Below are 11,993 nucleotides of genomic sequence, written 5' to 3' on the forward strand. Positions count from 1 at the left end.
CTGGAGGTCATCGCCCGGGAGCGGGAGACGGAGCTGACCCGGATCGCCGCACAGAAGGAGGTCGAGGCGGAGAAGCGGGAGATCGCCGAGGTCGTCCGCGAGCGGGTGGCCGTGGACCGTACGGTCGCCGAGCAGGAGGAAGCCATCAAGAAGCTGCGCGCCGTGGAGGAGGCGGAGCGCGGCCGGCAGACCGTGATCATCGCGGCCGAGGCGGAGGCGCAGGAGAAGCTGGTCAAGGACATCAAGGCCGCTGAGGCCGCCGAGCAGGCCGCCACCCACCGTGCGGCAGAGGAACTGACCCTGGCCGAGGCCCGGTTGAAGAGCGCCGACCTCGACGCGCAGGCCAAACTGCGGCTCGCCGAGGGCATCCAGGCCGAGTGCGCCGCCGAGGGGCTGGCCGCCGTCCAGGTCCGCGACAAGGAGGCGGAGGTCATCGAGAAGGCCGGCCGTGCGGAGGCGGAGGCAGCCGAGGCGCGGATGCGGGCCGAGGCGGAGGGCTCCCGGGCGAAGGCGCTCGCGGAGGCAGAGGGCATCGGCGAGAAGCTGAAGGCCGAGGCTGCCGGTCTGACCGAGAAAGCCGCCGCGATGGCCGCGCTGGACGACGCGTCCCGCGGTCACGAGGAGTACCGGCTGCGCCTGGCGGCCGAGAAGGACATCCGCCTCGCCGGGCTGGACGTGCAGCGGCAGGTCGCCGAGGCACAAGCCACAGTGCTCGCCACCGGGCTGGAGAACGCCGACATCAACATCGTCGGCGGGGAGTCGGTCTTCTTCGACCGGCTGATGTCCTCCATCGCGCTCGGCAAGAGCGTCGACGGCTTCGTGCAGCACTCCGAGACCGCACAGGCGCTGGCCAAGCCCTGGCTGAACGGCACCTCCAGCTTCACCGACGACCTCAGCCGTGTCCTCGGCTCAGTCTCGACAGCCGACGTGCAGAACCTGACGGTTTCCGCCCTGTTGATGAGGCTGATGAAGGCCGGCGGAGACAACGCCGGACAGTTCCGGCAACTGCTGGAAAAGGCCAGCGAGTTGGGTCTCGAAGACACCTCCCTCACCGCCCTGAACGGCAGCGCCAAGGGCTGACCGACCCGCGGTCCGGAGCTGCCGCACAGGGGACGGCAGCTCCGGGCCGCGTTTTCTTCTGACTTCCTGAGAGGGATCCCATGACCACCGGTCTGGACACCGGCACGTACGAGGTGCTGCGCGACCGGCTCGCCGCGCAGGCCACCGAACTCACCCGCCGCGCCGAGGCGCTCAACGCCCGCCGCACCGAGGAGTTCGGCTCGATGCGGCTCGAACTCGCCGGCACCGAGCGGCTGCGCACCGAGCACACCTGCGTGCCCCGTGACATCGTCTCCGTCGGTGACGCCCTGCTGTTCGGCCACAACGTCTTCCTGGGCCTGAAGCCGGAGACGACCGTCGGTGACGTCTTCGCGCTGCACGACCGTGACCTGAACCGGCTGCCCGACGACGCCGTGCCCGGCCTCCTCGACGACCCGGCGTTCCGGCGCGAGTTCGCCGCCCTCTACCGCTACTACCGCCAGGCCCATCTGCTCCAGCTCCGTCGCGTCGACGGCAAGTTGCTGGCCGTCTTCCAGACCGGCGAGAAGGCCGGCGACATCCGCGTGCTGCGCTGGGCGCTCACCGACGACGGACAGGCGACCTTCCTTGACGCCCGCGGGGACCGCGACCACGTCTTCCCCTCCTCCCATGACTTCGAATGGACTCCGGCGACCCGTGAGGACCACGTCCTCGGCCGCCACCCCCACGTCTCCATCGCCGGAGAGGTCTTCGTCGAGACCGTCGGCGGCACCCTCACCGTCAAGGTCGAGAACAACACCGAGACCGGCGAGGGAATCTACGCCGAGCCCGTCGACGAGCACCTCCAGTCCCTCGCCGACGCCGACATCGCCCACGCGCGCGTGGGCGCCCTGATCCTGCTGCGCATCCGCCCCTACAAGGAGGACACCGACCGCTACCTGGTCTTCAACACCCTCACCAGGACCGTCGTCCGCCTCGACGGCATCGGCCGAGCCTGCCGCCGCCTGCCCGAGGACCAGGGAATCGTCTTCCCCGGCGGCTATTGCCTGGCCACGGGCACCCACAAGACGTACGAACTCGACACGACAGGGCTGGAGTTCGAGCGCGAGGTCCGCTCCCCGAACGGCGAGGACATGCTCTACGCCTTCCACGCGCGCGTGGAAGGCCGCAGCCTGCTGCTGCCGTACAACGTGATCCGTAAGGAGGTCGCCACCCCGCTGTCCTGCCACGGCTGGGCCCTCTTCGACGACGGCGCGCTGATCGTGCTGCGTGCCGACAGCGATGAGCCGCAGCGCGTGCACCCGCTCCAGCTGTGGAATTCCCCGTACGTCTCGGACACCCATGCCGCCGCCCAGCCGGTCGGCACCGGCCCGCTCGCCCGCGTCGGCAACGCGGACCTCGTGCGCGGCATCTCCGACTGCCTGTCCATCACGCGCGCGGTCGCCGAGACGACCCCGACGAGCGAGGTGTACGAGGCACTGGCCGCCGCGTGCGTGCGGGCCGCCGACTCCTACCACTGGCTGGGCGAGCCGGAACTGGGCGACCTGCACGAGCCGCTCACGCAGGTGCGGGCCACCGCCGAGCAGGTGCTGGCCGAGTTCGAGACCGTCCAGGCCCTCACCCGCCGGGCCGCCGAAGCGCTCGGGGAGGCCGCCGCTCGGGTCGCCGGGGTCGTACGACGTCTGCGCGGCGAGGCCCCGCGCGGTGCCGCCGCCTGGGTGACCGGCCTGACCGAACTCCGGCACGCCCAGGGCCACTTGCTCACCCTCAAGGACCTGCGGTACGCCGACACCGCCCGCATTGACGAGCTCGCCGCCGACGCCGAGGCCGACCTCGCCGCCTTCGGTCAGCGGGCCGTCGCCCACCTCGCCCGCGAGGACGCCTTCGCCGACCACCAGGCCGACATCGAGCAACTCGTCGCCGACGCTGAAACGATCGCCACCGTTGCCGAGGCCGCGCCCGTCGCCGCCCGTCTCGATGAGCTCGCCGACGGGCTGGCCACGGTGACCGAGGTCGTCGCCAGCCTGGACATCGGCGACGCCACCGTCCGCACTGCCATCCTGGAGCGCATCGCCGAGGTACTCGGCGGCGTCAACCGCGCCCGCGCCACCCTCGACGGCCGCCGCCGCGAACTCCTTGACCACGAGGGACGCGCCGAGTTCGCCGCCGAGTTCACCCTCCTAGGCCAAGCCGTCACCGGCGCGCTCGCGGTCGCCGACAGCCCGGAGACGTGCGACGAGCAACTTGCCCGCGTGCTCGTGCAACTGGAGAACCTGGAGTCCCGGTTCGCCGAGTTCGACGACTTCCTCGGCGACCTCGCCGACAAGCGCGACGAGGTCCACGAGGCGTTCACCGCCCGCAAACAGACCCTCGCCGACGCCCGCGCTCGCCGCGCCGAACGCCTCGCCGACTCGGCGACCCGCGTCCTGCAGACGGTCACCCGACGTGCCGCCACCCTCGCCGACGCGGACGCCGTCGCCACGTACTTCACCTCCGACCCGATGCCCGCCAAGATCCGCCGCCTCGCTGACGAACTGCGCGAACTCGGCGACCAGGTAAGGGCCGAGGAACTCGATGGGCGCCTCAAGTCCGCCCGCCAGGAGGCCCTCCGTGCCCTGCGCGACCGTACCGACCTGTACACCGCCGACGGCCGCACCCTCCGACTGGGCAGCCACCGGTTCGCCGTCAACACCCAGCCTCTCGACCTGACCCTGGTCCCGCACGGCGACACCCTCGCCTTCGCGCTCACCGGCACCGACTACCGCGCGCCGATCACGGACCCCGACTTCACGGCCACCCGCCCGTACTGGGACCGCCCGCTGCCCTCGGAGTCCCCGGAGGTCTACCGCGCCGAACACCTCGCCGCACGCCTGCTGGACGAACACGGCCCGGCGGCCCTGACAGAGGCCGACCTACCCGCGCTCGTGAGACAGGCGGCAGAGGCGGCGTACGACGAGGGCTACGAGCGCGGGGTCCACGACCACGACGCCACCTTGATCCTCGCCGCACTCCTGCGTCTGCACGAAGGCGCGGGAATGCTGCGCCACCAGCCCGCCGCCCGCGCCACCGCCCAGTTGTTCTGGGCGCACTGCACGACGAAGGGGAACCGCGACAGCTGGACCCGGCGCGCGGTATCGCTGGCACGCGCCCGGGACACCTTCGGTCTGGCGCCCGCGATAGCCGACCTGCAGAAGGAGTTGGCAGAAGCGATCACCGGAGAGGTCGCGGATGCCGCCGCCGCGTACCTCTTCGAGGAGCTCACCACCGGCCCCGACGGCTTCGTCATCAGCGTCGGCACCCGCACGCTGCTCGACAAGTTCCGCCGAACCGTGGGCACTTCGGTGTACGACGACGACCTCGCCGCACTTGGTGACCTGGCCGAACGCAAACAGCTCGTCGAGGCATGGCTCACGTCGTACGTATCCTCCACGGCCACGGACATCACCCCTGGCGACCTCGCCGAGGCGGTGGTCGCCGAGCTCTGCCCGGACCTGCCCCGCTACGAGTCCGACGCGCCGATCACCGAGACCGTCGACGGACTGCTCGGCACCCACCCGCGCATCAGCGGCCGTATCCTCACAGTGCGCGTGGACGAACTTCTCACCCGTACAAGGCAGTTCCGTGCCGCCGAAGTCGCTGCCCACCGCGCCTACCAGCGCGGCCGTGCCGAACTGGTGGCCGCCGAACGCAGCCGCCTCCGCCTGGACGAGTACCGGCCGCGAGTGATGTCGTCGTTCGTCCGCAGCAGGCTCATCGACGAGGTGTACCTCCCGCTGGTCGGCGACAGCCTCGCCAAACAGCTCGGTACCACGGGCGAGTCCAAGCGCACCGACACCGGCGGCCTGCTGCTGCTCGTCTCACCGCCGGGCTACGGCAAGACGACGCTCATGGAGTACGTCGCCGACCGTCTCGGCCTGATGCTGGTGAAGGTCAACGGTCCGGCCCTCGGCCACGCCGTCACCTCACTCGACCCGGCCGAGGCCCCGAACGCCACCGACCGCCAGGAGATCGAGAAGATCAACTTCGCGTTGGAGGCGGGCAACAACACGCTGCTGTACCTGGACGACATCCAGCACACCTCGCCCGAGCTGCTGCAGAAGTTCATCCCGCTGTGCGACGCCACCCGCCGCATCGACGGCGTGCGCAACGGCGAGCCGCGCACCTACGACCTGCGCGGCAAGCGCTTCGCCGTCTGTATGGCCGGCAACCCGTACACCGAGTCCGGCAGCCGCTTCCGCATCCCCGACATGCTCGCCAACCGCGCCGACGTGTGGAACCTCGGTGACGTCCTGACCGGCAAGGAGGACGCCTTCGCGCTCAGCTTCATCGAGAACGCGCTCACCGCCAACCCGGTCCTCGCCCCGCTCGCCGGTCGCGACCGCGCCGACCTGGAGCTGCTGCTCCGCCTGGCCGAGGGCGACATGGAGGCCCGTGCCGACCGGCTGACGCACCCGTACGCACCGGCCGAGCTGGAGCGGATCCTGGCCCTCCTGCGCCACTTGCTGACGGCCCGCGAGACGGTCCTCGCGGTGAACGCGGCCTACATCGCCTCAGCCGCCCAGACCGACGCGACCCGCACCGAGCCGCCCTTCCAACTCCAGGGCTCCTACCGCAACATGAACAAGATCGCCCAGCGCATCCAGCCCGTCATGAACGACACCGAGCTGGCAGCCCTGATCGACGACCACTACACGGCCGAGGCCCAGACCCTCACCACCGGCGCCGAGGCCAACCTGCTGAAACTGGCCGAGCTGCGCGGCAAGCTGACCGACGAACAGGCGCTGCGCTGGGCCGAGTTGAAGGCAGCGTACGTGCGCAACCAGACCCTGGGCGGACCGGACAACGACCCCCTCACCCGCGCGGTGGCCGCCCTCGGCCTACTCGCCGACCGGATCGCGGCCGTGGAGACGGCGATCAACCGCGCCGCCGACCCACGCCACCTGAGCGCCAGCCCCACCGCCCGACACGCAGCCCGACCCACCCCGGGTCACGGGGAGCACTGAGGTGCCGCGCAGCCGTTGCGCCGCTGCCCCGGGAGCTGCCTGACGTCGGGACGGTCCGCCGTCGGGCACGTGCGGGTGCGGGCCTGACAGGGGTACCTGCACGTCTGGCTGACCGATGCGCCGGTGGAGGAGGACCGGGCCGGCTGGGGCGTCTTCGACGACGGGAAGTACGTCAGCCTCGGCAAGCTCAAGGGAAACAAGGGCGACCAGAACTACCGCCTGCCCGCCGATGTCGACCCGGCCGCGTTCACGAGCGTGAGCATCTGGTGCGATCGCTTCGACGTCTCGTTCGGCGCGGCCGAACTCGCCCGCGCCTGAGGGGCGTTCAGTCCAGCGAGTCGAGGGCGTCGAGGATGTCTGCCGGTTCGGCGCGGGTGGTGTAGTCGGTGTTGACGAAGGCCCAGCGGATCATGCCCTGCTGGTCGATGACGTACGTGGCGGGCAGCGGGAGCGTACGCGCGTGACCGTCGTTGACGCGCTGGAGGTCGAAGCCGAGCTTGTCGTAGACGGCGGCGAGGTCGTGGGGGAGGTCGAAGGCGAGGCCGTACTGCTTGGCGGTGTCGGAGCCGATGTCGCTGAGGACATCGAAAGCGAGGTCGTGCTTCTCGGCGAGGGAGAGGGACTCGTCGGGGATCTGCGGGGAGACGGCCACCAGGCGGGCGCCGCGTGCGGTGATCGCGTCGTGGTGCTGCTGGAGGGCGCGCAGGGCGATATTGCAGTACGGGCACCAGGCGCCGCGGTAGAAGGTCAGGACGACCGGGCCGTCGGCAAGCAGGTCGGGCAGGGCCAGGGTGCGCCCGGTCGCGGTGGAGAGGTTGAAGCGCGGGGCCTGCGCGCCGGTGGTCAGGGCGCGGTCGGCCTGCCCGGAGTCGGTAAGTTCCTGGCCGGCCCGCTGCATGATCTCCCGGATCTCGGCGGGGATCTGCTGCTGACGGGCTTCGTAGAAGGTACGCAATTCACCATTGAGGGTCATATGGATGGTCCTCCTGGGGCCCAGTTCAACTCGGAACGACCGTTCCAAGATAGCGCGGATGGAACTATCCTGGAACCCTTGTTTCAGGTTGACGGAGTGAGGCATGCCGGACATCAAGCACTTCGACCCGGACACGGCACTGGAGACTGCGGTCCGCCTGTTCTGGCGTCAGGGCATGGCCTCGACCGGAATCCAGGACGTCGTGACCGCGACCGGGCTCAACCGCTCCAGCCTCTACGCCACGTTCGGTGGCAAACAGGAGCTCTACCGCGCCGCGCTGCACCGCTACCTGGAGCAGCGATCCCGGCCGATGTTCCGGCGCCTCGCGGAGGACGAGCGGGGACTACCGGCCATCGCCGAGTTCTTCGCCGGCCTGATCGAGGCGCGCTGCTCAGGCGAGTACGCCCACTGGGGCTGCATGGTCTCCAACGCGCATGCCGGGGCCGAGAACAGCGATCCCGAGGTCCGCACCGTCCTAGACCAGCACCACCAGGAGCTGCGGGACGCGATGCACGCGGCACTCGTCACCGCCCAGACCCAGGGGCAGCTCACCCCCAGCGCCGATCCCGGCGCCTTCGCCGACCTCTTGGCGCTGCTTGCCTACGGCGTCAATCTGCGCTCCCGCACCGGCGCCGACGCGCGGGAACTCAGCAGGACGGTGGCCGCCGCCCTCGCCTCGCTCGGCGGTCGGGCGGCGCCCTGACGGCGCATGCCGGTCAGGGCTGGGACCAGCACTCCGCTTCGCGCTCGACCGAGCCGAGCGATGCGGCGACGGTCACCTCCCAGCGGGCGGCTACCTTTTCGCCCCACCAAGCTCCCGCCCGCCACGGGTCGGTGCGCAGCTCGCCCCCGTACACCAGCCTGGTCCCCGCCTCGTGCTCGCTGAGTACGAAGGACCCCAATGACACACACTGAGCCGAGCGGCGTAGTCACGCGCCGTTCATGGCTTCGCAGGTCGTCACGGTGATCGTCCAGACATCCGGCTGCGGTGCGGCGTACGTCGTCCCTGCGGCGGAGGCAGAAGGCTAGACGAGCGCAGGTTTCGCCGGTTCCTGCCCACCGCTGCCGGTACGGCTCCTACGATCCGAGGCATGGTGGACCTCGAGACGCTGGAGCGGATCGTCGTGCGACGCGCGGAGCTGGACGGGCTCGAAGCACGGCTGGTCAAGCAGCTGAAGGGGTACGGGCCGAGCGGGGCGAACTCGCCGTCGCAATACGGGTCCTTGAACGGACCAGTGAGCAGATCGCCAAGGAACGTGCTGTGGTCGCGCCGGAATCTGCGCAAGTAGGCGGCCGTGCGGTGTGGATGATCCCGGACCGGGGGCCGAGTGTGGAGGAGACTGTGCTCCCGCCGGAGTACCAGCGCATCCTCGCCCCAGTGCGGAAGGTCGGCGGGCCGGTCATGGTCCGGCAGGTTGGTCCCTGGCCGCGGGCCCGGTCGGTGGCGGGATTCAGCTCACGGCGCAGGTGATGACGCTTTCATAGCTACTGCAAGTCGTACGCTCCGCGTTCGTCACCTTCGTCCAGGTGCCAGCCGGGACGATGCGATAGTTCTCGATGTTGTCCCACGTCACGTAGTACGCCTTGTCCTTGAAGGTGAAGGCGTCGACATCAGTGCCGGAGCAGAATCCGCCAGCGGACTCGTCAATGCCGAGAGCACCGTTCGTGCTGGAGGAGCCGCATTGCGTCTCCTTGCGGCTCTCTTCCGCGCCACCCATCCCAGTTCCACACGGTGCAGTCGATGCTTCCGGCGCCGAGATCCGTGGTGTACGTCATTGTGTCGTACGTGGTGTTGGTGACAGCCCCGCAGAGGACCCAGAAGGTGCAGCCGCCCTGGACGCCCACCTCTGACACCCCCGCACGGCTCGTCGGCTGTGCACGTTCATGAGCCTTCCCGTAGACGGCAGCGAGGTGTCGTTCCGCGAGGCAAGGCGGGCGATTCCCTTCGTTCGGCTCGGCGCCGCCGACGGATTCACCCGGGCCCCGCGCGGGCACGCGTAACGCCCCGGACCAGGTGTCCGGGGCGTCAGGCCGCGGTGGCCGCTTTCCTTTACACCGCGGCGATGCCCTCCATGCCGGATTCGGCAAAGGCGGGCAGTCCGGTGGCGGTGGTGACCTTGGTGAGGGCGCCGTTCCGTCCGACGCGGAATCCGTCGACCGTGCCGGAGACGGCATTCTGCACGTACAGGAACTTCTCGTCCTGCGTCACCGCCAGGTCGATGACCCCCTGGGACTTGGCCGACGGCGGGGTGGCGATGCCGACGTCGTTGGTGAGCGCGAGCCTGCCGCGGGCGTCGGTGCGGTAGCCGGTGACGGTGGAGTTGCCGGTGTTGCCGCCGTAGAAGAAGTCGCCCGCGCGCTCCAGCCAGCACAGCGTGTCCTGGCCGTTGGCCAACGGCTGCTGGACGACCTTGAGCCGGCCGTCGGTGCGCACCTTGTACGTACTGACCGTCGATTTGGCGGCCTCCGCGACGAGCATGCGGCCGGACGTGTCGAAGGTGATGGCGAAGGGCACCTCGCCGGCGGAGTCGTTGATCACGGCACGGTGGGCCGGGCGTCCGTCGTGCCGTATCGGGAAGACCTCGATGGTGTTGGCGGACTTGGTGGTCACGACCAGGGCTCGGCCGTCCGGAGTGAAGGCGACCTGGCCGGGCGAGCTGCTGAACAGCGGTACCGTGTCGTTGTCCAGGCCCAGGGAGCGCTGCGAGCCCCGCAGCGGCTTCAGCCCCTTGCCGGTGATGCGGAAGCCCTGGACGCTGCCGTCGCCGCCCGCGTTCATGACATAGGCGAGGGAGCCGTACACCGCGATCGAGGCCGGGAAGTCCCCGCCCGAGTCCACCACTTGCCGGTGTGTCAGCTTCTGCCCGCGCACCTGGAAGGAGGTCACCGTGCCACTGCCCGCGTTGACCGCCAGCAGCAACCCCGACCTCTTGTCGTAGAAGAGGGAGCCCTGGGAGGCGAGCGAGTCGGTGGGCGCGTCGACCTGGTCGCCGCCCTTGCCGCCGGTGGTGTAGCGGCCCGCGGCGGTCAGCGCACCGTCGTCGCCGCGTTTGAAGACGTGGATGGTGTTGCCGTCGAGTTCGTTGCCCTGCACGAAGAGCGCGTGGTCGGCCTTCGCAGGCTCCGCGGCCCGGCCGCCGGGCTCGCCTGCCGAGGCGACGGTCACGGTCACGACGGCCGCCGCGGCAGCGAGGATCCCGGCCCCGGCGGCCAGCAGCCGGACCTGTAACGGTGACCTGCGCCTTGTATGCCTGCTCATGCGTTGCTCCTCGGAGCTCGTGCCGCCACCGGCCGGTGGGGGACGGGACCAGAGTTGCCGGTGGAGGCATCGAGGCAGGACAGCTTTCAGGGGCACGTCAGGCTCTCGTAAGATCTGCGGCTCTCCTCCTGGGGCACCCGCTCAGGAGCCACTCCAGGAAGTTCATGGAAAGCGGCCCGAACCGCTGCCGATCTCTTTTTGCACTGTGCGACGCTCGGCTCGCAGGCGCGGTCTGCGCGTGGAAGTCGGCGGCGTCGTCGGCCAGATCGACCATCGCCGACGCGGCCTCGGCCGCGCCGGAGTCACTGACCCGCACTTGGGCACAGTTGGCCATCGCCCGCGGCTATCGTGCCGCCAATGACGACCACCACCACGTTGAGCGACACGGACTTCGCCGCCCCGATCCAGGACCGCTATTTCGAGGACTACGTTCCGGGCTCGGTGTACGTCTACGGCAGCATCACGACGACCGAGGAGGAGATCCTCCGCTTCGCCGGGAAGTTCGACCCGCAGAGCATCCACACAGACCCCGACGCCGCCGAACAGGGTCCCTTCAAGGGACTGATCGCCAGCGGCTGGCACACCGCTGGCATCATGATGCGCCTTTACGCCGACCACTACGTCAGCAAGGTCGCCAGCCTCGCCTCCCCCGGCGTCGACGAACTGCGCTGGGTCCGCCCGGTCCGGCCCGGCGACAGCCTCTCGATCCGTACGACGGTCCAGCAGGCCTGTGTCTCCCGCTCCAAACCGGACCGCGGACTCGTGCACACCGCCATCGAGGTGCTCAACCAGCGCGGCGAGCCCGTGCTCACCATGACGGCGATGAACATCCTGATGCGGCGCGCGTCTCAGCGGTAGTCGGGGTTGGGCGCGTCGAGGCGGCCGCAGGCGTCCCATTCGGAGCGCTGGTTGCCATGCACCGGGATGCCCTTGGCGCACTTGAGCATAGCCGCCGCCGGTCCGGCCCACGTCGGCATCGGATCGGTGCGGCCAAGGGCCCCGGGCCGTGGCCGACCTGGACGCGGGGCCCCGGTGCCCGCGCTGCGGTGAGGAGTTGACCCCGGGTCTGGTGGGCAAGGACGCGCCGGTCGACCCCCGGAACGTGTACGCGACACCCAAGCTGGCCCTGGAGCACCTGGCGGCGGGAGCACCGTCCACCGGTGGTTCGGCGGTGTCGCTGCGCTACCACAACGTGCACGGCCCTCGGATGCCGCGCGAGACCCCGTGCGCGGGGGGTCGCCTCCTTCTTCCGCTCCGCGCTCGCCCGGGGTGAGGCGCCTCGCGTCTTCGAGGACGGCGGCCACCGGCGGGACTTCGTGCACGTTCAGGATGTGGCGGCGGCCAACGTGGCGGCGCTGGAGGCCGAGCCCCAAGAGGGGTCGCTGGCCACGTACAACGCCGGCAGTAGGGAGCCGCACACGGTCGGCGAGATGGCACGGGCGCTGGCCGCCGCGCACGGCGGGCCCGAGCCCGTGGTGACCGGGGAGTACCGGCTGGGGGACGGACGCCACATCACGGCGGACTCGTCGCGGCTGCGGGCCGCGCTGGCTGGAAGGCGGAGGTCGGGTTCGTGGAGGGAATACGGGAGTTCGCGACGGCGAGACTGCGCGGGGACTAGCAACCGGCTAAGACGTCGTTTCTAATGGTGTGATCGCTCGTTGAGTCGTACATGACGGTTCTGGTGGAGCGGTTGGTGCCGGACGAGTTGTGGACGCTGTTT

General features: G+C 70.2%; 9 protein-coding genes and 4 pseudogenes. 8 read left to right on the plus strand and 5 right to left on the minus strand.

Going from position 1 to position 11,993, the window contains the following annotated elements:
* From ACIP6U_RS48575 to ACIP6U_RS48585, 3 genes and pseudogenes are all read left to right on the plus strand, one after another.
* A pseudogene (locus ACIP6U_RS48575) lies at nucleotides 1-1,080 on the plus strand (flotillin family protein); the annotation flags it as partial.
* A gap of 80 nt (nucleotides 1,081-1,160) precedes the next feature.
* Complete coding sequence (locus ACIP6U_RS48580; RefSeq protein WP_401729966.1) at nucleotides 1,161-6,041, plus strand: DNA repair ATPase; 4,881 nt, start codon at nucleotides 1,161-1,163, stop codon at nucleotides 6,039-6,041.
* Nucleotides 6,042-6,137: 96 nt separating this feature from the next.
* A pseudogene (locus ACIP6U_RS48585) lies at nucleotides 6,138-6,359 on the plus strand (DM13 domain-containing protein); the annotation flags it as partial.
* A gap of 7 nt (nucleotides 6,360-6,366) precedes the next feature.
* Here the strand turns inward: ACIP6U_RS48585 and ACIP6U_RS48590 are convergent.
* Nucleotides 6,367-7,014, minus strand: coding sequence for a peroxiredoxin-like family protein (locus ACIP6U_RS48590; RefSeq protein ID WP_401729968.1), 648 nt, complete (start codon nucleotides 7,012-7,014; stop codon nucleotides 6,367-6,369).
* A gap of 103 nt (nucleotides 7,015-7,117) precedes the next feature.
* Between ACIP6U_RS48590 and ACIP6U_RS48595 the strand changes: the two genes are divergently transcribed.
* Entirely contained in the window at nucleotides 7,118-7,717 is a 600-nt protein-coding gene (locus ACIP6U_RS48595) for a TetR/AcrR family transcriptional regulator (protein ID WP_401729969.1), read from the plus strand.
* Nucleotides 7,718-7,730: 13 nt separating this feature from the next.
* On the opposite strand, the gene ACIP6U_RS48600 is transcribed toward ACIP6U_RS48595, so the two are convergent.
* Complete coding sequence (locus ACIP6U_RS48600; protein ID WP_401729970.1) at nucleotides 7,731-7,916, minus strand: hypothetical protein; 186 nt, start codon at nucleotides 7,914-7,916, stop codon at nucleotides 7,731-7,733.
* Nucleotides 7,917-8,105: 189 nt separating this feature from the next.
* Between ACIP6U_RS48600 and ACIP6U_RS48605 the strand changes: the two genes are divergently transcribed.
* On the plus strand, nucleotides 8,106-8,303 hold the full coding sequence (locus tag ACIP6U_RS48605) for a hypothetical protein (protein ID WP_401729971.1): 198 nt from the start codon (nucleotides 8,106-8,108) through the stop codon (nucleotides 8,301-8,303).
* 162 nt (nucleotides 8,304-8,465) lie between these two features.
* Here ACIP6U_RS48605 and ACIP6U_RS48610 read toward each other — a convergent pair whose 3' ends face one another.
* The gene (locus ACIP6U_RS48610; RefSeq protein ID WP_401729972.1) at nucleotides 8,466-8,732 is read right to left on the minus strand and encodes a hypothetical protein; all 267 of its coding nucleotides are present in this window, start codon (nucleotides 8,730-8,732) and stop codon (nucleotides 8,466-8,468) included.
* A 133-nt stretch (nucleotides 8,733-8,865) separates the two neighbouring features.
* Between ACIP6U_RS48610 and ACIP6U_RS48615 the strand changes: the two are divergent.
* Nucleotides 8,866-9,015 (plus strand): annotated as a pseudogene (locus ACIP6U_RS48615) (nitroreductase family deazaflavin-dependent oxidoreductase); the annotation flags it as partial.
* A 49-nt stretch (nucleotides 9,016-9,064) separates the two neighbouring features.
* On the opposite strand, the gene ACIP6U_RS48620 reads toward ACIP6U_RS48615, so the two are convergent.
* The gene (locus ACIP6U_RS48620; RefSeq protein WP_401729973.1) at nucleotides 9,065-10,273 is read right to left on the minus strand and encodes a lactonase family protein; all 1,209 of its coding nucleotides are present in this window, start codon (nucleotides 10,271-10,273) and stop codon (nucleotides 9,065-9,067) included.
* 357 nt (nucleotides 10,274-10,630) lie between these two features.
* Between ACIP6U_RS48620 and ACIP6U_RS48625 the strand changes: the two genes are divergently transcribed.
* Nucleotides 10,631-11,131, plus strand: coding sequence for a MaoC family dehydratase (locus tag ACIP6U_RS48625; protein ID WP_401729975.1), 501 nt, complete (start codon nucleotides 10,631-10,633; stop codon nucleotides 11,129-11,131).
* Here ACIP6U_RS48625 and ACIP6U_RS48630 read toward each other — a convergent pair.
* Nucleotides 11,122-11,250: a hypothetical protein gene (locus tag ACIP6U_RS48630; protein WP_401729977.1), complete on the minus strand. Its 129-nt coding sequence runs from the start codon at nucleotides 11,248-11,250 to the stop codon at nucleotides 11,122-11,124. The genes ACIP6U_RS48625 and ACIP6U_RS48630 overlap by 10 nt on opposite strands.
* 17 nt (nucleotides 11,251-11,267) lie before the next feature.
* Here ACIP6U_RS48630 and ACIP6U_RS48635 point away from each other — a divergent pair.
* Nucleotides 11,268-11,891: pseudogene (locus tag ACIP6U_RS48635) on the plus strand (NAD-dependent epimerase/dehydratase family protein); the annotation flags it as partial.
* Between the last annotated feature and the right edge of the window lie 102 nt (nucleotides 11,892-11,993).

Source organism: Streptomyces sp. NPDC088794 (assembly GCF_044750545.1).
Lineage (GTDB): Bacteria > Actinomycetota > Actinomycetes > Streptomycetales > Streptomycetaceae > Streptomyces.